20 protein-coding genes are annotated in these 20,057 nt (G+C 33.7%); 4 read left to right on the top strand and 16 right to left on the bottom strand.

The genetic code is table 11. The features are described 5' to 3' along the window. Positions 1-190: 190 nt before the first annotated feature. From LPB248_RS02915 to LPB248_RS02895, 5 genes are all read right to left on the bottom strand, one after another. Positions 191-943 carry a lipid A phosphoethanolamine transferase gene (locus LPB248_RS02915; protein ID WP_177210102.1) on the bottom strand — a complete coding sequence of 251 codons (753 nt, stop codon included), beginning with the start codon at positions 941-943 and terminating at the stop codon, positions 191-193. Between the two features lie 54 nt (positions 944-997). Next, positions 998-1,750, bottom strand: a complete 753-nt coding sequence (locus LPB248_RS02910) for a shikimate dehydrogenase family protein (protein WP_177210101.1) — start codon at positions 1,748-1,750, stop codon at positions 998-1,000. Between the two features lie 2 nt (positions 1,751-1,752). Then, complete coding sequence (locus LPB248_RS02905) at positions 1,753-3,147, bottom strand: tetratricopeptide repeat protein (protein WP_177210100.1); 1,395 nt, start codon at positions 3,145-3,147, stop codon at positions 1,753-1,755. A gap of 274 nt (positions 3,148-3,421) precedes the next feature. Then, positions 3,422-4,615 carry an aspartate aminotransferase family protein gene (locus LPB248_RS02900; RefSeq protein WP_177210099.1) on the bottom strand — a complete coding sequence of 398 codons (1,194 nt, stop codon included), beginning with the start codon at positions 4,613-4,615 and terminating at the stop codon, positions 3,422-3,424. A gap of 200 nt (positions 4,616-4,815) precedes the next feature. Then, positions 4,816-6,495 (bottom strand): OstA-like protein, encoded by a 1,680-nt coding sequence (locus LPB248_RS02895; protein WP_255462999.1) that lies wholly within the window; start codon positions 6,493-6,495, stop codon positions 4,816-4,818. Positions 6,496-6,779: 284 nt separating this feature from the next. On the opposite strand from LPB248_RS02895, the gene LPB248_RS02890 reads away from it, so the two are divergent. Further along, the gene (locus LPB248_RS02890; protein WP_177210098.1) at positions 6,780-8,651 is read left to right on the top strand and encodes an alpha-amylase family protein; all 1,872 of its coding nucleotides are present in this window, start codon (positions 6,780-6,782) and stop codon (positions 8,649-8,651) included. 60 nt (positions 8,652-8,711) lie between these two features. Here the strand turns inward: LPB248_RS02890 and LPB248_RS02885 are convergent, their stop codons facing one another. The 8 genes from LPB248_RS02885 to rsfS form a co-directional block, all read right to left on the bottom strand. Then, positions 8,712-9,770 carry a glycoside hydrolase family 130 protein gene (locus LPB248_RS02885; RefSeq protein WP_177210097.1) on the bottom strand — a complete coding sequence of 353 codons (1,059 nt, stop codon included), beginning with the start codon at positions 9,768-9,770 and terminating at the stop codon, positions 8,712-8,714. 65 nt (positions 9,771-9,835) lie between these two features. Beyond that, positions 9,836-10,615, bottom strand: a complete 780-nt coding sequence (locus LPB248_RS02880; protein ID WP_177210096.1) for a superoxide dismutase — start codon at positions 10,613-10,615, stop codon at positions 9,836-9,838. A 7-nt stretch (positions 10,616-10,622) separates the two neighbouring features. Next, complete coding sequence (locus LPB248_RS02875; RefSeq protein WP_177210095.1) at positions 10,623-10,892, bottom strand: acyl-CoA-binding protein; 270 nt, start codon at positions 10,890-10,892, stop codon at positions 10,623-10,625. Further along, positions 10,893-11,546 (bottom strand): phosphatidylserine decarboxylase family protein, encoded by a 654-nt coding sequence (locus LPB248_RS02870; RefSeq protein ID WP_177210094.1) that lies wholly within the window; start codon positions 11,544-11,546, stop codon positions 10,893-10,895. Beyond that, a complete protein-coding gene (locus LPB248_RS02865) occupies positions 11,536-12,426 on the bottom strand; it encodes a phosphatidate cytidylyltransferase (RefSeq protein WP_177210093.1) in 891 nt (296 codons plus the stop codon). The genes LPB248_RS02870 and LPB248_RS02865 overlap by 11 nt, the downstream gene beginning before the upstream one ends. Position 12,427: 1 nt before the next feature. Continuing rightward, positions 12,428-13,033, bottom strand: coding sequence for a lactate utilization protein B/C (locus LPB248_RS02860; RefSeq protein WP_177210092.1), 606 nt, complete (start codon positions 13,031-13,033; stop codon positions 12,428-12,430). 116 nt (positions 13,034-13,149) lie between these two features. Further along, positions 13,150-15,075 (bottom strand): ATP-dependent zinc metalloprotease FtsH, encoded by a 1,926-nt coding sequence (gene ftsH / locus LPB248_RS02855; protein WP_177210091.1) that lies wholly within the window; start codon positions 15,073-15,075, stop codon positions 13,150-13,152. A gap of 15 nt (positions 15,076-15,090) precedes the next feature. Beyond that, a complete protein-coding gene (rsfS, locus tag LPB248_RS02850) occupies positions 15,091-15,462 on the bottom strand; it encodes a ribosome silencing factor (protein WP_177210090.1) in 372 nt (123 codons plus the stop codon). Between the two features lie 92 nt (positions 15,463-15,554). On the opposite strand from rsfS, the gene LPB248_RS02845 reads away from it, so the two are divergent. Then, positions 15,555-16,283: a biotin--[acetyl-CoA-carboxylase] ligase gene (locus tag LPB248_RS02845; RefSeq protein WP_177210089.1), complete on the top strand. Its 729-nt coding sequence runs from the start codon at positions 15,555-15,557 to the stop codon at positions 16,281-16,283. 367 nt (positions 16,284-16,650) lie between these two features. On the opposite strand, the gene LPB248_RS02840 is transcribed toward LPB248_RS02845, so the two are convergent. Both LPB248_RS02840 and pyrE read right to left on the bottom strand, forming a co-directional pair. Then, positions 16,651-17,043, bottom strand: a complete 393-nt coding sequence (locus tag LPB248_RS02840; RefSeq protein WP_111283220.1) for an SRPBCC family protein — start codon at positions 17,041-17,043, stop codon at positions 16,651-16,653. Between the two features lie 149 nt (positions 17,044-17,192). Continuing rightward, on the bottom strand, positions 17,193-17,837 hold the full coding sequence (gene pyrE / locus LPB248_RS02835) for an orotate phosphoribosyltransferase (RefSeq protein ID WP_091130212.1): 645 nt from the start codon (positions 17,835-17,837) through the stop codon (positions 17,193-17,195). A gap of 7 nt (positions 17,838-17,844) precedes the next feature. Here pyrE and LPB248_RS02830 point away from each other — a divergent pair, with 7 nt between their 5' ends. After that, positions 17,845-18,507, top strand: a complete 663-nt coding sequence (locus tag LPB248_RS02830) for an NUDIX hydrolase (protein ID WP_177210088.1) — start codon at positions 17,845-17,847, stop codon at positions 18,505-18,507. A 186-nt stretch (positions 18,508-18,693) separates the two neighbouring features. Here the strand turns inward: LPB248_RS02830 and LPB248_RS02825 are convergent, their stop codons facing one another. After that, a complete protein-coding gene (locus tag LPB248_RS02825) occupies positions 18,694-18,924 on the bottom strand; it encodes a DUF4287 domain-containing protein (protein WP_177210087.1) in 231 nt (76 codons plus the stop codon). A 597-nt stretch (positions 18,925-19,521) separates the two neighbouring features. On the opposite strand from LPB248_RS02825, the gene LPB248_RS02820 reads away from it, so the two are divergent. Continuing rightward, entirely contained in the window at positions 19,522-19,941 is a 420-nt protein-coding gene (locus LPB248_RS02820) for a helix-turn-helix domain-containing protein (RefSeq protein WP_177210086.1), read from the top strand. Positions 19,942-20,057 lie beyond the last annotated feature (116 nt).

Genomic DNA, 20,057 nt, shown 5'->3' with positions numbered 1-20,057 from the left:
ACTACAAAATAAATCCTTTGTTTATACGCTAATTTGCGATGAAATTCTTATTGTTTACTTCAATTTGACAGTATGATATATTAATTTTTGTTGTTTTAATTGATAAGTTGGAAATAATATTTTTTTCGATTTTTAATTGAAAAACATATAAATCTTAAAAAGTCAAGCTGAAATAGCAGTTTGTTCAAAATCAAAACAAAATCAGCATCCCGACTTCCATACCAAAATTGTATGATTTTTCGCCACCAAAAGCTATGCTGGGGTGTACATAGACTAAGTTTGTTGGAGTTATTTTTCGGCCAAATTCCATAAAAGCATTATTTTGAAAGCCATCCAGGACGTAATTGTATCTAAATGCTACATCTGTAGCAATCCAATTTTTCCCGAAGAACCATAACAAGTTGTTTTCAAGCAGCGTTACGCTTACATCGCTACGATTGCTTGATCCCGCAAAACTCTGAGAATGTTCCAAAGTCGCAAACCATAAGAATCTCTTGTGATTGAAGTATTTTGCAAAAATACCAGCAGGAATTACGACCCATTTTCCACTTCCAAAACTTGGATCAGCGGCAGAATTTGAGATGACACGGGTTCTAAGGCCAATTCCGTTGTTTTTCTTGAAATAGGGTATAAAACTAACTCCAGCACCTACATCACCAAGTCCAGTTTGATTGATAGAATTGGAGTTGGTTGAAATTAAAGGCAAATCAAATCTCAGATTCCAAGCTTTATTTCCTATTGGCTGTAAAACACGTAAATTTGTGGTATTGTACGAACCGTTCTTGGTGTCTAAATATTCGTTGTATAGTAAAATGGTTTGCAGAAAGTAATGATAACGAGGTTCGGCAAACGGACTTTCGCTTCTATCGATATCCTCGTCTTGGGCCACTGCAAAAAATGGAATAAGAAAAAAAATGCTAAAGTAAAGTAATTGTCTCTTCATAACTGTCTGCAAATGAGTAGACTAATTTACGAAAATTACTTTAACGTTTTATCTTTATTTGTTCCAGATTTTCCAAGCTTTTTCCGCTTGAAAAATAAGCATATCGTGTCCATTTTTAATTACAGCTCCCATTTCTTTTGCTTTTCGCAAGAAAGTGGTTTCTGCTGGATTGTAGATTAAATCGTATGCAATATGTTTTTCTGTAAAAAATTCATAAGGCAAATTTGGACAAGCATCAACATTCGGACTTGTTCCAACTGGCGTACAATTGATTATAATTTGAAAATTATCAAAAGTAGTAGCATTAATCAAATCATAATCAATAATGTTTTCTTTTGCTTCTCTAGAAACAAAAGTATACGGAATGTCTAATTCATCCAAAGCAAAAGCAACGCCTTTAGAAGCGCCTCCTGTACCTAAGATAAGAGCTTTTTTATGATGTGGTTCTAATAATGGCTTCAAAGACTTTTTAAACCCGTAATAATCGGTGTTGTAGCCTTTTAATTTGCCATTTTTAGTAAATTTGATTGTATTGACAGCGCCAATTAGAGCGGCTTTTTTTGATAGTTTATCTAAGAAAGGAATAACTTGTTCTTTGTACGGAATAGTAACATTTAACCCTTTTAAATCAGGATTGTTTTTAATTAATTCTGTGAAATAATTAATTTCAGAAATGTCAAAATTCTCATAGCTGTTGCCAGCAAAAACTTCATTATTAAATTTTTCTGTAAAATAACCTTTTGAAAAAGAGTAGCTTATGTTGCGTCCTAATAATCCAAAACGTCTTCTTAATAAAATATCAACCATTCTTATTTACGATGTTTTTCTATATAATTTTTTACTGTTTTTTTTGTCCAAACCACAGGAAACAAATCTTCTATCAAGATATAATTGTCAAAATTTAGACGTAAACCATTGCTTAAATGAAATTTAGCTTTTGTATTATCCTGAATCATGAAATACAATCCTGCTAAACGGTATTCGATTTCATTTTCTTCAGGAAAATATTCTGTAGCCTGCAATAAAGTCTGGATCGCAGTTTCAAATTCTCCTAAAAATTGAAGAATATCAACCCAGTATAACCAAGTATCTAATGCATAATCTCCAAATTCAACTGCTTTTCTAAAACCAAATTCGGCTTCTTCAAAGAAATTCATTTGTTTGTTGATTGTCGCATATCTTTTCCAGTACAAACGATTTTGATTGTCGATTGCCAATGCTTTATTGACAAAAAACAATGCTTTTTGATAGTTTTTCTGGCGAAGATGAAAATCTGTTATCGCAATCCAACCTTTATCTAAAAGCGGATCTTCATGTACAGTTTGGTTATAGTATTGGATTGCTTTCGCTAAATTTCCAAGTTTTTCATAACATTTTCCAATGCGAAGCAATGCATACGATGTTGCATCATCTAATTCGATGGTTCTGTTATAGCTTTCAATTGCTTCATTGTATTTTTTAAGGCGTTCATAAGCTTTTGCTTTTTCCATGAAAGCTCCTAAAAATTCGTCATCAATCAATGTTGCGTAGTCAAATGCGCGAATAGCATTTTCATACTCTTTTACGCCATAATGAAGACGTCCAAGCTGATGCCACGCAATTTCGCTATACGGATTTCTGTTAATATATTCGTTAAGATATACAATAGCCTCTTGGTTTTGATCTAAAAATTCAAAACAATAGACTACGTTATAAAGAGCAGATTGGTCTTCTAAGTCTTCTTCAAGACACTTGATAAAATTCTCCTTTGCCAGCTCGAGATTGTCCATAAATAGATATTCCATTCCAATCAAATTGTACACGTCAGCGTAATCATCAGTGTATTGAAGCGCGATTTTTAACAGTTCGACTGCTTTTTCGTGCTGATCTCTTTTTGAACAGATATTGGCTTTCTGGATATAGATTTCCTCGTTGTTAGGTTCAATTGCGTATAACTCATTCAAAAGCTTTTCAGCAATCTCGAGTTTGTCATCATAAACTAGCATTTCTACTTGTACTAATTTTAAGCCTGTAGATTTTGGATGCTGGTCTAATGCAAGTTTTAAGGCCTTTTTTGCTAAATTAGCCTTGCCTATGTCTAAATAATGAAGAATTATTTCTTCGAATTCTTCAGAATCAAAAAAGAGCACTTTGTTAGTTTTTAACATCGACTCAAATTTGGATAGGGATAGGTTATAATCTTCTTCTTCGTTGCTTAATTGCATACTTCGTATATTTGAAATTAGCCTGTTATAAATTTAGGCAACCATATAATTGTTGTAAGGATAGGAAATTAATTGTTTTGAACAATTTAATTAACAAAATATGGCGTTTTTTATTCTGTTTTGGGAAGAAATCTCCTTTGTAATTAAGGGATTAACTTCAATTTTGTCATTTTTTTAATTAAGGGGAAAGACTAAGCTGAAATTTAATTGTAGTGTTGTTTCCTGTTTTGTTTGTGGAAATCACGCATCAATATTTCAAAAAGAAATTTTCATTTTAGCTGTTTTTCCTTTTCATTATCCCATCCATAACCTCTAAAATAATGGCACATCCTTCTCTAATTTCGTCTTCAGAAATGGTCAAAGGAGGTGTAATTCGTATAGCACATCCTTCAAATAAAAGCCAAAATAAAATAAGTCCTCTGTCTTGACAGGTTAAAATGACTTCGTTGGTAATGTCTGCCGATTCTGTCATAGCAGCAAGCATTAATCCTTTTCCTCTAACTTCTTTAATCAAAGGGTGTACCAAAAGCGATCTGAAGAGTTTTTCCTTCTCCAGCGTTTCTGCCATTAAATTTGTTTCAGTTAATTCTTGCAAAGTAGCCAAACAAGCTGACGCAATGACAGGGTGACCACCAAAAGTGGTAATATGTCCTAATTTTGGATTTTCTGTTAAAAGATCCATTTTTTCAGCAGAAGCAGTAAAAGCACCAACTGGCATACCGCCGCCCATTCCTTTTCCCATAACTACAATATCTGGAACAACATCATAATTTTGGAAACCAAAAAGTTTTCCTGTTCTTCCAAAACCTGGCTGGATTTCGTCAACAATCATTAAAGCTCCAACCTCATCACAGCGTTTGCGTACTTTTTGGAGAAAATTGTTTTCTGGTTGAATAAAACCTGCTCCACCTTGGATGGTCTCTAAAAGAATCGCTGCCGTTCTAGTAGTTATTTTTTGTAGATCTTCTTCGTTATTGAAAGTAATAAAATCAACATCTGGTAATAAAGGTCTAAAAGCCTGTTTACGCTCTTCAAATCCCATAACACTCATAGAACCCATTGTGTTTCCATGATACGCATTGTGGCAAGAAATAAGCTGACTACGGCCTGTAACTCGTTTTGCTAATTTTAGCGAACCTTCGATTGCTTCTGTACCTGAATTAACTAAATAGGTTTTATTTAAAGATTCAGGCAGGAGAGAAGCCATTAATTTGCAGTATTGAACTGCTGGACTCTGAGAATATTCTCCGTAAACCATTACGTGCGAATATTTATCTAACTGATCTTTTATAGCTTGATTTACTCTCGGATGCTGATGTCCTAAAGTACAAGCCGAAACTCCGGCAACAAAATCTAAATATTTTTTATCGTCTGTATCGTAAATGTAAGAGCCGATGGCATGCGAAACTTCTATTCCGAGTGGGTAAGGAGAGGTTTGCGCTTGATATTTTATAAAATCTGGATTCATTTTTTTAGCTTCTAAGTTGCTGAGATACTAAGATTCTGAGCTTCTATAATTTTTAACTGTAAACTGTGACCGCGACTGAAAACTTTTTAGGTTCAAAGTGGCGAAGGTACTAAGGTTCTAAGTTTTTTTACTTTACGCTTAAGTTAACTTTGTGGTTTAAACAATCGTAAAGTGCTATAAACTGTAACTGTGACTGAAAACTACTTGCTTTTAGCTTTTGTGTCTGTCTTAGTAGCTGGGTTTTTCTTATCGTAATTCAAGGTTTCCTTCCTGACTTTCAAAGGAACATTTTTACCTTTTTCTTCTTCGTCTTTACCTTGTTTAATCAGTTTTTCATTCATTTCATTTTCTTCGGCGGTAAAAATATCATCTTTCGACTTTATTCTTTCGTTTCCACGCCAATTCATGCCTCGCAGTTTACGAGCATTTTCGGGAAGTTCATCCTCAGGAAAAATATCTCCATCGACTTTATTGAAGAACGTAATGGTTTCAATCGCATTATTCTCCAATATCATATTGATTTTACTGCTGACATTTTTATTAATACCAATCAATTCATTGGCATCATTACGCATATAATAAATTACTTCGGTATTTTTGATGACATCAACATCATGAAGTTTTCCATCCCGGAATTTTCCAAACAAATTGAGTCCCTTGACTTGATTAAAACCGGTTCCGAGCGTGTCCTTCGATAAGACAAAAGTGTTGTTTAGAACTTTCAAAGAATCAATTTTTCTCGTCTTATTGTCACCAATTAAGTGCATTAAATCTCCAGTAATCTGATTGTCACCATTCCAAAGAATCGGATTTCCAATCAATTTTGTTAAAGCAGTTTTAGAATTCGAATGAATAGAATCGCATTTACCGCTCATGTCTGTTTTATAGAAACGAACATTTTTAAAAGCTCTAAGGATTCTTTCTCCTTCTTTACCAGTAACCATTAATTTTTGTCCGTGAATGTAAACCGAATCATTTTCAACTAGATTTACAGCGACAGCTCTTTTGGTTACAAACATGGAGTCTTTCAGTTTGTAAAGTTCTGCATAATGGCCTTTTACAATTCCTTTATTGATAGAATCGGTAATTTTTACATTTCGAGTTGCCGAAGCAAATTCGGTATTTCGATTATAGTATAAACTATCGCCTTCTATACGCCGATCGTCGTATTTGATATATGATTTTCGAAGAAAATGTGCTAAGTTTTTCTTTGTATCGTAAAAGCCTTTCTCAGTATAAATGTAATTGGCTTTACTGGTAATAGTAGAAGGTCCAAGAAGATAAGTGTGCCCAGAATTGCTGTAATAATCCAAGTGATTAGATTTAATTACATATTTCGGATTCGTAATGGTAACTTCAGTTAAAAACTGAAACTTCTTTTCTTTTACAAAATACCTTCCCGATTTGCTGACCAAAGTATTGTCTTTGTTTACAATAGTTCCTTTTGTATTGTAAAATGCTTCTTGAATATTTCTATCAAAATTAATAGTATCAGTCTGTAAAGTAGCATCAGGCGAAGTTAGAACCGCATTTCCTGTTGCAAAAGCTTTTTTTTCATTACCGCTATACTCTGCGTATTTACTATTTAAAAACAAAGTATCTCCCTGTACCAATTGTACATTTCCAAATGCTTTTAGATAATTCTCTTTTTGAAAAAAATAGGCTTTGTTGCAAGTTAATACAACTCCATCATGGTTTACTTTTACATTTCCAGTAAGTAAAAGTGCATCAGGTACATTAACTTGATCCACGTCAGAAAAGTCAGCATTCTCGATGACAATTGTTTTTGGAGATTGTGCAGGTTTTTTTGCTTGCGCGAAAGTAAATTGAACGCTTAAAAAAGACAGGCAAATAAATATGAAAAAGAGTGATTTCTTCAACTGATTAAATTTTTGTCAAATTTATAAAAAAGGTTAGAACCTGTGGCGGTTATTAGCATTAATTTATAATTAGTCATTAACAGTCTAATGTTGAATTTGAATGCGATTTAATTTTTCAACAAAATCTCCAACTCTCACGTTGTAGTAGTTGTATTTTGAACAGAAAAGGATGTAAATTAGATAAATCGTTTTCGGGGTTTTAAAAAATGAGCTATTTTTAGAAATTGTTCTGATGCTTTTTGGTATCAAAATTAGATAGACAAGACAAGAATAGCCCAAAATATATGATAACTAAAAAAATAATTGCAGCCGGAATTACATTAACGGTACTTTTTTCGGCCTGTAAAACAAAAGAACTAAAAATGAGTACTGCAAAAGAGCAAACTGCAACTGATAAAAAAGTTGTAGTGTATCAAGTTTTTACACGCCTATTTGGAAATAAAAATACAAATAATAAGCCTTGGGGAACAATTGAAGAAAATGGTGTAGGGAAGTTTAATGATTTTACAGATAAAGCGCTTCATGAAATAAAAGATTTAGGGGTTACCTATATTTGGTATACGGGAGTTCCGCATCATGCTTTGGTGCGTGATTATACAGCGTATGGAATTTCAAATGATGATCCAGAAGTAGTAAAAGGCCGTGCCGGTTCTCCGTATGCAGTAAAAGATTACTACAATGTAAATCCAGATTTGGCCGTAAATCCTGCAAAACGATTAGAAGAGTTTGAAGCTTTAATCAAGCGTACTCATAATGCAGGTTTGAAAGTGATTATCGATATTGTTCCAAATCATATTGCTAGAAAATATGAAGGAAAATCAAATCCAGAAGGCGTAAAAGATTTTGGTGCAGATGATGATGTTACGGTTGAATATAAGCGTGATAATAATTTCTATTATATTCCGAGGCAACATTTTGAAATTCCTGACGGAGATATTCCTTTAAACGGAGAAAAAAATGTACTTATTGATGGGAAATTTGACGAAAACCCTGCTAAATGGACAGGAAATGGTTCTCGTAAAATTAAACCAGACCAAAACGACTGGTACGAAACGGTAAAAGTAAATTACGGAGTGCGTCCAGATGGCACTAAAGATTTTCCTGAACTTCCTGCCGGTTTTGACCAGAAATCGTATGAAGAACATTTTGCTTTTTGGCAAGATCAAGATGTTCCTGATTCCTGGAAAAAGTTTAGAGACATTGCGTTGTATTGGACAGCAAAAGGCGTGGACGGATTCCGTTACGATATGGCAGAAATGGTTCCGTACGAATTTTGGAGTTATATGAACTCTTCCATAAAAATGAAAAATCCGAATGCATTTTTATTGGCCGAAGTTTATAATCCGAATGAGTATCGCAATTACATTCGTTTAGGCAAAATGGATTATTTGTATGATAAAGTGGAAACGTATGATAAGCTGAAAGATGTAATTCGCGGAAAATCTTCGCCAGACGAATTAACCAAAATTCAAAACGGAATGGCAGATATCGAGCATCATATGCTGCATTTTTTGGATAATCATGATGAACAGCGTTTGGCAAGTCCTGAGTTTGCAGGAACTCCAGAGAGAGGGAAACCTTTAATGGTGGTTTCGGCAACAATTAGCACTTCGCCCACTATGATTTATTTTGGTCAAGAAGTAGGAGAGGCTGGAAATGAAGATGCTGGTTTTGGAAAACGCTCTAGAACATCAATTTTTGATTATATCGGAGTTCCAAATCATCAGCGTTGGATGAATGATGGTAAATTTGATGGAGGACAGCTTTCTGAATCTGAAAAACAGCTTCGTGATTTTTACAAACGCTTACTAAATTTTACGATTAATAGCAGTGCTTTAATGGGAAGTTTTGAAGAAATTCAAACCGTAAACCGACAAAACAATGAAGGCTATGATTCTTTGCTTTATTCTTATGCGCGTTGGTCTGATAGCCAGAAACTGATTGTAATTGCGAATTTTTCTTCTGAAAAAGGAAGCGAGTTTAATTTGAAAGTGCCTTCGTCGCTTATTTCTAAATGGAATTTGAAAGACGGAGAATATCAAATGAAAGATCAATTGTATCAGAATAAAATTTTTATGCTAAAAGTGCAAAATGGAGTAGGTGAGGCTAAAATTTCTATTCAGCCTTCAGAATCTTTGATTTTGGAATTGAAATAAAAATGTTTGAGATCATAGAAAAAACTTGTTTAGAATGTTCTAAGCAAGTTTTTTTTGCTTTTAAACCTTTTTAAGCAAAGAAAAAATCTCTCTAATAGAAAATGTCGCACCACAGACAAATTCGTCTGAAGCGCCGTAATAAACGATTAGTGTTTCGCCGTCTGGTTCGACAATATGACCGTTTGTAAAAACCACGTTTCCAAAGAAACCGCTTAACTCGTAACTCGTTTTTGGAAACATAATTGGAGTTTCTGTTCTTGAAATGACTTTTGTAGGATCTTCTAAATCCATTAAAAAAGCACCTAGACAATATTGGTGAAATTCATTGGCTCCGTGATAAATTTCAAGCCAGCCCAGTTCTGTTTTTATAGGAGCAGCTCCAGCACCAACTCTTTTGCTGTCCCAGCTTTCTTTTCTGGTTTTGACAATGCATTTATGATTTCCCCAATGAATGCCATCTGGAGAAGAAGCAATCCAAATATAATTTCCGCCAATATCTACGCTGCTTGGTCGATGTAAGGCGTAAAATAAGCCATTGATTTTCTCTTCAAAAATGGCGCAATCTTTATTGTGCGGAGGAAATATTAATCCGTGTTTTTGAAAATTCTTCCAATCTGTAGTAGTTCTCAAGCCAACGGCAACACCACTAGGAGAGACAGATGTAAAAGTGAGATAATATTTTCCTTCAATGAGAGAGACACGACAATCTTCGATCCCAAAAGTTTCTAATATTCCTTCGCCAACCAAATGCGGATAATTTTCAGGTTCATAAAACCGTTTTCCGTCTTCACTGCACAATAATCGAATATGAGATAAAGTAGTTAGGTAATCAATTCCTTGATAGTTAATTACTCGAGCATCTGTTGCAATAAGTTCAGGATGATCTTTTAAAATTTCGATAATTTGAATGGTTCCTGCTTCTGTTAAGATTGGGAATGAGATGATGTTTTCAACTTGTTTTGGTCTTTCTGCAACGCGTACTGCCAGCCATGTTTTATTTTGAAACTGAAACACGCCAGGATTCAACAGACAGGTGATTTCTAAACCTTCTCTGCTGGGCGGTATATCAGATGGCGACAATAAAGGATTTTCTGTAAAACGATTGGCAATATCTTTCATGATCTTCGTTTAAGTACCTAAAAGGTATAAAAAAAAGCTGATACTTACTTGTATCAGCTTCTTTTCTATACTTTTTTAACCTTTTTGAGTGCTTCAACGTAATATTCGTTTACTTTTTCCCAATTTATATGATTGTAAAAGGCATCAATATAGCTGCCTTTACGATTTTGATAATCTAAATAATAGGCATGTTCCCAAAGATCAATTCCCATAATTGGAGTTCCTGGAATCAAGGCGTTTTTCATTAACGGATTATCTTGATTGTCTGTTGTGGTAATTTGTAATTTGCCATAACGGTCTACAACCAACCAAACCCATCCAGAACCAAATTGCTTTTCTGACTGTGCTTTAAATTGATTCGTCAGATTATTAAAAGAACCAAATTCTTTATCAATAGAACCTGCGAGAGTATCTTTTGGTGTCTGCTCTTTTGGAGTCAGAATGTTAAAATACAAAGTATGATTGTAATATCCACCTGCATTCTGACGAAGTTTTAAATTCGTAAGAGGCATTTTCTTTAAAATGTCTTCAATAGGCATATTCTCAAACTCAGTCGATACAATTTCTTTATTAAAAGCGTTGGTGTATGACAAATAATGTTTAGAATAATGTGTTTCTAAAGTCAGAGTTCTAATGTCTGGGGCAAGTGCATCATAATTAAATGGCAGTTTTGTCATTTCAAAAGAACCAGGATCGGCTTTAACATCATTTGGTGAACCAATAGTTATTTTTTCTTCTTTTGTTGGAAGAGGAACTTCAACTACTTCAACCAGCTTATCTTCTTTACAGGAAAATAATAGTAAAAATGAAGCTAAAGTGCTGAAAAGAACAACGTTTTTCTTCATAATGTTTTTATTTTGATGTTAATGAATTGATGATTTCGATATAATTTTCTTTGGCTTCGTCTACAGACATATGGCTAATCTGCATCCAAGCATTGGTTTTAAAAGCATTTCGCAAATCAAAATTTTCAGATTGATTGTAGACTGCTGTACCAAAAGTAGCTTGTTTGTAAAAAGCGTAAAGTCTTAACTGCACATCTTGTGGCAGCGAAGCCTGAGTCATTGTCATAGCAGCTTCTACGGCTTTAGCGAAGCGAATATCTAAATCTTTATCGGCCATTTATGCTTTTGTAGCAATAATTGTTTTTCCTCCAATCGCTTTTTGATTCAACTCAACATTGATTGGTGTACCTAAAGGTAAAAATAAATCTACTCTTGAACCAAATTTAATAAAACCAGCATCAGTTCCTTGTACAACTTGCATTCCTTCTTTAGCGTAGTTAACAATTCGGCGAGCCAAAGCTCCTGCAATTTGTCTGTATAGAACAGCACCAAAAGTTTCGTTTTCGATTACTACAGTAGTTCTTTCGTTTTCTTCACTCGCTTTTGGGTGCCAAGCCACTAAGAATTTACCTGGGTGGTATTTGCTAAATTTAATAATACCATCCATTGCGTAACGTGTTACGTGCACATTGATTGGCGACATAAAAATAGAAACCTGTAAACGTTTATCTTTAAAATATTCTCCTTCATAAACTTCTTCGATCACCACCACTTTTCCATCAACTGGAGCTAGGATATGATCGCTGTTTCTAACTGCAATTCTCTTCGGGTTTCTGAAGAATTGTAAAATAATAATCAAAATCACAAGCGCTGCAATTTGAACAAGCATTCTAAGCCAATTGATATCTATAAATCTTTCAGCAATTAAAAGTACAGCTACAGTAAATACAGTACCTAATAAAATGGACGGGCCTCCCTCTTTATGAAACATAATATAAAATTTGATAAAATAAAAATATAATTGGTGCTACAAATATAACACTATCTAATCGATCTAAAATACCTCCGTGGCCTGGCATTATCGAACCGCTGTCTTTTATGCCAGCAATTCGTTTAAATTTGGATTCTATTAAATCTCCAATAGTACCAAATATGCTCACAATTAATGCGATAATCGTCCAAATTAAGATCGATGTGTTGCTAAATTCAGGCTTAGGCTGAATGTAGAGTTTAGAAATCAAAAAGCCGGCAAAAGCTGCAAAAACAACCCCGCCAAGAAAACCTTCGATTGTTTTTTTAGGAGAAACTCTCTCGAATAATTTGTGTTTTCCCATTGATTTTCCAACGAGATAGGCAAAAGTATCGTTGGTCCAGATTAAAACAAATAATCCTAAGATGATTTTCGGATTATAATCATTTGTTCCAAAAGAGATTTTTACAATAAAAATAAATGGAAGGGTAATGTATCCAAGAAGATATAAATACTTTGAAGAAGTGCTTATTTTCTGAATAGAATCATAAAATAAGAATATGATACATTTTATTGATACAACAATAGTAACAGCAAGAAGAATTAAGTCCAGCTGTTTAATGTTAACTTCAAGGTTTATGTTGGAATTAAAAGTATCGTTTAAGAATTTGCTTGTCTGTTTATTGTAATGACTTACTAGAATAGTGGTCGAATAAATCAGAATTCCAAAAAGTATAGAAAACACTTTATTCAGGTTTACTATATTAGAAAATTCATATATCGTAATAATTAAGAAAACGCCAAAAAGAGTAATGAAGCTTTCAGTAGAAAACAATATTGAAGTTAATAATAAAGCGATATAAACAGCACCAGAAATGGTTCTCTTCAGTGTTTCGTTCATCTTAAAGATCTTCTAAAAGCAATAAATAAAGGTTCTTAGCAACACTTCCGTATTGTGTAAAATCTTCTTCTTTCGCTTTTTCGAAATATTTTATGGTAGTGATATTAGTAGGATAGTCCCTTTCGTATTTATGTTTTATTGCACTTAATCCGTCACTTTTCATAGGAAGGATTTGGCTGGTAGTGGCTATTATGACAATATTTGCGGGTAATTCGTTTGGTTTGTTTTGTTTAATTTGTCTAGACGAAAATAAGATAGAACCTTCATCGGCAATAAGGTTTTCACAGCTTGCTAATAAGAACCTTGGTTTGGTTGGTGCACTGTAAAAAAGTTTGTTTTCTTCTAGTAAACCAAATAAAGCAGGTTCATAGCATAAAACTTCTTGTTCAAACCAGTCATTTTCTTCTAAAATGTTTTCAAACTGTTCAGAAAGTTCTCCTGTATTTTCGCAGTACAAAAATTTACCTCCATTTTTTTTGAAATTGAAAATAAATTGCTCGTCTAAAGATAAATGACTGTTCTGCGCAGAAGTTCCCGCATATTCGCTTTCGTTCTCTTCGTCAGAAGCGGCTTCACTAGAGCCAAATATTTTTTTGAAAAAATTCATTTTTTATATGAAATGCTTTACATGTTAATTGAAAACGTTCAAAGATAAAAAAATCTTAATTCAAAAGGATGTTTTGAATTAAGATTTTAAAAAATTATTACGTATTTCGTAATTACTTATGAAACTACTTCTTCTAAATTTTTGTCAAAAGTACGTTTTCCGAATATGTTTTCTAAGTCATCTTTAAAGATTACTTCTTTTTCAATCAGAATATCAGCAAGTTGGTTTAACTTGTCTTTGTTTTCCTCTAAAATCTGAATTGCTCTCTGATATTGACCTTCAATTAACTCAGAAATTTCTTTGTCAATAATTTTTGCAGTCTCATCAGAATATGGTTTAGAGAAGTTGTATTCGCTTTGTCCAGTTGAATCGTAATACGTAACGTTACCGATTTTGTCATTCAATCCGTAAATAGTTACCATAGCACGAGCTTGACGAGTTACTTTTTCTAAGTCGCTTAATGCGCCAGTCGAAATTCTGTCAAAAGTTACTTTTTCAGCAGCTCTACCTCCCATAGTAGCACACATTTCGTCTAACATTTGATCTGTTCTAACGATTTGTCTCTCTTCTGGTAAATACCATGCAGCTCCTAAACTTTGTCCACGAGGAACAATTGTTACTTTAATAAGTGGTGCAGCATGCTCTAACATCCAGCTTACAGTAGCGTGACCAGCTTCGTGAATTGCAATTGCTCTTTTTTCGTCTGGAGTAATGATTTTGTTTTTCTTTTCAAGACCACCAATAATTCTATCAACAGCATCAAGGAAATCTTGTCTGTCAACCGCAGCTTTGTTGTTACGTGCAGCAATAAGAGCGGCTTCGTTACAAACATTGGCAATATCAGCACCAGAGAAACCTGGAGTTTGTTTTGCTAAGAAATCTAAATCTAGACCTTCGACTTTTTTGATAGGAGCTAAGTGTACTTTGAAAATTTCAGCTCTTTCGCGAATGTCTGGTAAGTCAACAAAAATTTGTCTGTCAAAACGTCCAGCACGCATTAAAGCTTTGTCTAGAACGTCAGCTCTGTTTGTTGCAGCTAGAACAATTACGTTAGAGTTTGTACCAAAACCATCCATTTCTGTCAGTAATTGGTTCAAAGTATTTTCTCTTTCGTCGTTTCCGCCAGACATATTGCTTTTTCCTCTCGCTCTACCAACAGCATCGATCTCATCAATGAAGATAATAGCAGGAGATTTTTCTTTAGCTTGTTTAAATAAGTCACGTACACGTGAAGCACCAACTCCTACGAACATTTCTACGAAATCTGAACCTGATAAAGAGAAGAAAGGTACTTGCGCTTCACCAGCAACTGCTTTTGCTAATAAAGTTTTACCAGTTCCCGGAGGTCCTACCAATAAAGCTCCTTTTGGAATTTTACCTCCAAGATTCGTGTATTTTTCAGGGTTTTTAAGGAATTCAACAATTTCTTGAATTTCTTCTTTAGCGCCTTCTAAACCTGCAACATCTTTAAATGTAGTTTTAATGTCTGTTTTTTCATCAAACAATTTAGCTTTAGATTTTCCGATGTTGAAAATCTGTCCGCCTCCACCAGCGCCTCCGCCAGACATTTTACGCATAATGAAAATCCACACACCAACAATAATGATGATAGGAAGTAAGCTAATTAAAATATCGCTCCAGTTATTTTTTTGAAGAAAGTTGAAGTCTTTCAATTTCCCTTCGCTAACTGCTTTTTCTAATTTAGTCTGAAAGATTTGATCATTACCAATTTCCAAAGTATAATGTGGACCTTTGTTTGGCTGTTTGAAAATATCTTCAGCAACTTTTTTGTTTGCTGGGTCTTTAAGAGCCGCAGCATTCAAGTATACCTCAGCTTCTGCTTTGTTATAAACAATTACTTTTTCAATTTGTCCTTTTTCTAGAAGGGTGTTGAATTTAGAAGAAGTTAATTGGGCAGGTTCGCTTAAGCTTGATCCTCCTGTGGCAAAACTTATGAATAAAAAAACTAAAAGTATTGCGGTGTATATTAACCAAGGACTTATTTTAAATTTATTCGGATTTGGATTATTATCTTTAGCCATTTAATGAAAGTTTCTTTAGTATTTGTTCTCGATTGAAGTTATTTTGGCATCGCCCCAAAGGCTTTCGATGTTGTAATATTCGCGAATATGTTTTTGGAAAACGTGTACTACAATATGTACATAGTCCATTAAAACCCATTCTGCATTATCGGTTCCTTCTACGTGCCAAGGTTTATCTTTTAAGTCTTTTGATACAATTTTTTGAATTGAGTTTACGATGGCGTTTACTTGGGTGTTTGAGCTACCGTTGCAAATAACAAAATAGTCGCATACAGCAGTATCTATTTCTCTTAAGTCAAGAATATCGATATCATTTCCTTTTACTTCCTCAATCCCTTTGATTATGTTCGCCAGTAGAACATCATTATTAACAGTCTTTTTCGCCATGAATTATTTTATATGAATTTGTAAAGTTACCAAATTTTGTGATTATTTTTGAACCTTAACAAAATATTAAACTAAGATATTTAAATTATTTAATGAAACTAATCAAACTCGATGCCATAGATTCTACAAACGACTTCTTAAAAGCTTTGTCAAGTCAAGATGAACTGGAGAATTTTACAACGGTAACAGCTGAAAATCAGACAAAAGGCAAAGGACAAGTAGGTGGCGTATGGAAGACTGAAGCGGGTAAGAACTTAACTATGAGTGTCTTGGTGAAAGATTTTCTGTTTATTAACGACGAAGTTTTTAATTTGAGCGTCTTGGTATCTTTATCTGTTGCAGAGGTCTTAAAAGCATTAAATATTCCTGATATTTGTATTAAATGGCCAAACGACATTCTGTCATACAATAAGAAATTGGTTGGCATATTAATCGAAAATACCTTAAAAAGTGATGGCAGAATCGTGTCAGTTGCCGGAATCGGAATCAATGTCAATCAAACCGATTTTATCGAATTGCCAACTGCTTCTTCTATGGCAGTAATTGCGGGTAAATCTTTTGATAAAGAAGAATTAGCTATTTTAATTGTTGAAAAACTAAAAGAGAAAATCCAATTATGGAATACCTCAGCACAGATTTTCTGGGACGATTACTTTAATTTTTTATTTAAAAAAGGAGTTCCGACAGCATTCAGGGATAATAATGACCAAGATTTCATGGGAATCATTCAGGGAGTTTCTCCAATTGGAAAACTGCAGGTTCTATTAGAAGATGATTCTGTTGCAGAGTTTGAGATTAAAGAGGTTAAGATGCTTTACTAAGTTGCTAAGGTTCTGAGATGCTGAGATTCTAAGTTTTTTTAAGGTTTTCTGAAGAGACGTACTGTAGCGAGTAACGTGTTTATGAAATCTCGCAAAGATATTAATTCGCAGAGTTTTATAAATAATAAAGTTTAAATGTAGTTTGTCATTTCGACGTAAGGAGAAATCTCCACAAGTAGCTCTGCTCCTAAAATTGCCAATCTTTGTAGAGTTTCTCGTGAAGATTTCTCCTTACGTCGAAATGACAAAAATGCGGTGAAATTTTTGCGAACTTTGCGTAATTCCTTGTGTCATTTGCGGTTAAAAAAAATGTCCAACAATAGTCGGACATTTTCATTTATAATTTACAATTAATAATTTACCATTATTAAAGCTTGTTCATATTGTTTGCTAAAGTTTCAATAAACTTACTGATTGGACCTTTAACCATCATCGCCATCATCGCGTTGAATTCGCCCTCAAAAAATAACTGAACAGCGCTTTCTGAATCAGAAACAGTGTCAATGTTTGAAGTTAGTGTAAACGGAAGTTTATCACTTGCAGCACCCAAAACAATTTTGTTTGGAGCTACTTTATCTTTCATTTTTAATTTGATTTCAGGCATCCCTTTCAATCCAAAAATAAAAGCGTCTTCGCCAGTCACTTCAAATTTAGCAATGTTGTCTGGCATTAATTTTTCGAAATTCTTTACGTCAGTCAATTGATCGAATAAATCTTGAGCTGATTTCTGAACAGTAACTTTTGGACTTTCTAAGTTCATATTGTTTTTTGTTTTTTTTGTTTTACCGCAAATATTTTTTTACCGCAAAGACGCAAGGTTTTTATGTTATTTTGACTTTATTTAAGTTCGCAAAGCTAAAATTAAAAAAAAGAGCAGAGCGATTTTTAGAAAATCTAAAATCTAAAATCTTATTCCTGTCCCCAAGTAGATGGGCTTACGCTCCATTCTTGCAGAGTAGATTGCTGATCTTCTGTGATGTATTGCTTTTGAACTGCTAAATCTAATAGGTTTTCGTAGTTGCTTAAAGTGAACAAATCAACATTAGCTTCTTTGAAATTTTCTTCGGCAACACCAAAACCATAAGTAAATACAGCTGCCATACCTTTAACATTAGCACCTTCATTTCTTAAAGCTTCAACAGCCAATAAACTACTTTTTCCGGTACTAATTAAATCTTCTACAACCACAACATTTTGTCCTTTTTGTAAAAAACCTTCTACTTGGTTTTGTCTACCGTGTTTTTTTGGTTCCGGACGCACATATACGAACGGAAGACCTAAACTTTCGGCAACCAAAATTCCAACTCCAATGGCTCCAGTAGCAACACCAGCAATCACATCAGGTTTTCCAAATTGTTTTTCGATGTTTTTAGCAAACTCATCACGAACATAGTTTCTGATGCTCGGAAATGAAAGAATTAACCTATTATCGCAGTAAATAGGAGATTTCCAACCAGAAGCCCATGTAAAAGGATTTTCGGGATTCAATTTAATTGCATTTATTTGCAAAAGCAATTCGGCTGTTTTTTCGGCAGTATCTTTATTAAAAATCATAGTACAAATGTATAAAGTTTTTGTAAACGACAAACCACTTTTTTTGACAAATGAAATCTCGCGTGAAACAGATTTCCAATTGTTCTTGTTGGAGAGTATTGATATCGAACAGCTTATTATAAAAATTTTTCAAAATAAAATTCAAAAAGCCATTCTATATCATCCCGACGAAAGTGAGATAATGAAAACCCTTAAAGCCAAGATTCCTGTGAATAAAGCAGGTGGAGGTTTTGTCTACAATAAGAAAGGCGAAGTCTTGTTTATCTTTAGAAACGGAAAATGGGATCTGCCAAAAGGCGGAATCGAGAAAGGGGAAGACATTGAAGCGACGGCTATGCGTGAGGTAGAGGAGGAGACAGGAGTAAACCAGCTTCGTATTACGAATAAACTTCAAAAAACCTATCACATCTTTAAACGCAACGGAAAATACAAACTTAAAATTACGCATTGGTTCGAAATGTTCTCCGATTTTGAAGGAACACCACACGGACAAATCGAAGAAGGAATAGAAAAAGTAGCGTGGTTAAATCCAGAACAAATCAAAGAAGCACTTAAAAACTCCTACGAAAACATCAAATTGTTATTTGAAGAAGAAAAAAATCCAAAAGAAAAAATGGCTGCGCCAATTGCTTATCGCTCAGGCCCAGATTCTAAAATAAAAGATATTTAAAGTTTTTTAAATTAGAAATCAATCATTTGGACGTGCCACCAATAAAAAAGAGACCCAATCAACTTTGCGTTCATTGGGTCTTTTTTTTATTGCTGTCGGGCTTTCGCCGCTACTTCGGTAGCTTGGCTCTATCCCTCACGCGGCACTCGTCTTTAAAAGTTCATTTTGTTTGTAGTGAGAACTTTTTTATTCGCTATCCTCGTTTTTAATGCCTTTAAGCAACGCATAAATTGCCATTGCATGACCTTGCCCTAAGGCGAAATCATTTTTAAGCCAGTTTACAATATCTCCAGCTTTTACTTCAGGTTTTAATTCGCCGTTTGCAGTAAAACCATTTTGCTCTGCCAAAGTTCTAAACTCAGCAGGACCATTTCCTGTTTTTTCTTTAATCGTTTTTAGGTATCCTTGAAATGACATAAAATATAAGTTAGAAGTTAAGTAAAACGAAAATACAAATTAAAAGTAGGATTAATATTCGGTTTTTTGAATTTCTTTAGCTCAACTTTTTTATAAAATTAGCCTAGTGCATTCTAGGACTATTTATTTTATTAGCTATAACTTATTTAACTTTTTTATAAACTTTGTACAGCAAATAAAGTATTGCTATCCCAAAAAGTAAACAAAAAAATTGCCAAGCCATCAACGAATAATCGTAATCTTTTATAACTGCATTCATAATGTCTAAAGTTTCTGTTTTACGGTTAAAAAAATAAGGTTAAGGTAATTTAAATTGATCTTTTTATTAATTATCAAAAGAGATATTTTAGAAAGCAAATTAAGACTTTTTTTTAATCTAATTTTAAGTTTGTCAAAGTTTTAAACTTTGACAAACTTAAAAGTTAACACCTTAGAATCTCAGAAACTTAAAAACTTACTTAATTTCATGTCTCAAAAATCGTACTTTTGTTTAAAACCTAGTAACTAAAAAGATTAAATCATTTTAATGGTACGATACCATTTAAATCTGTTTGTTACTAGATATTTGTTATGACCTTTTTATATTATCTTTGACTTATGAGCACACATACAAAACCAAGCCATATAGGGCGAAAAATAAGCCGAATTCGTGAACTTCGTGACATGAAGCAAGAAGCTTTGGCACAGGCTTTAGGAATGAGCCAACAAACTGTTTCAGCTTTAGAAAATAGCGAAGAGATTGATGATGAAAAGTTAAAGCAAATTGCTAAAGCTTTAGGAGTAACTGTTGAAGCGCTAAAAAACTTTTCAGACGAAGCAGCAATTAATTTTTTTAATAATTTCTATGACAATAGTGGAAGTCATGGCACTAATTTCGGAACCAATAATGTATGTAATTTCAATCCGCTTGATAAGCTAGTTGAAGTTTACGAAGAAAATAAAAAGCTTTACGAACGTTTGGTTCAAGCTGAAAAAGATAAAGTGGAGTACTTAGAAAAAATATTGAAGGATAAATAAGTTTTTTGTTCTTTTTGGATATAGAAAAGCCTAATAAAAGTTGTTTTTTATTAGGCTTTTTTGTTTGGTTTATTGTAGCTGGCGCGAGCGTCTCTTTCCGATAGCGCGGATTTGTA

Origin of the sequence: Flavobacterium sp. LPB0248 (assembly GCF_013388355.1) — a bacterium.
Taxonomy (GTDB): domain Bacteria; phylum Bacteroidota; class Bacteroidia; order Flavobacteriales; family Flavobacteriaceae; genus Flavobacterium.
This window is presented reverse-complemented; position numbering and strand designations above follow the sequence as displayed.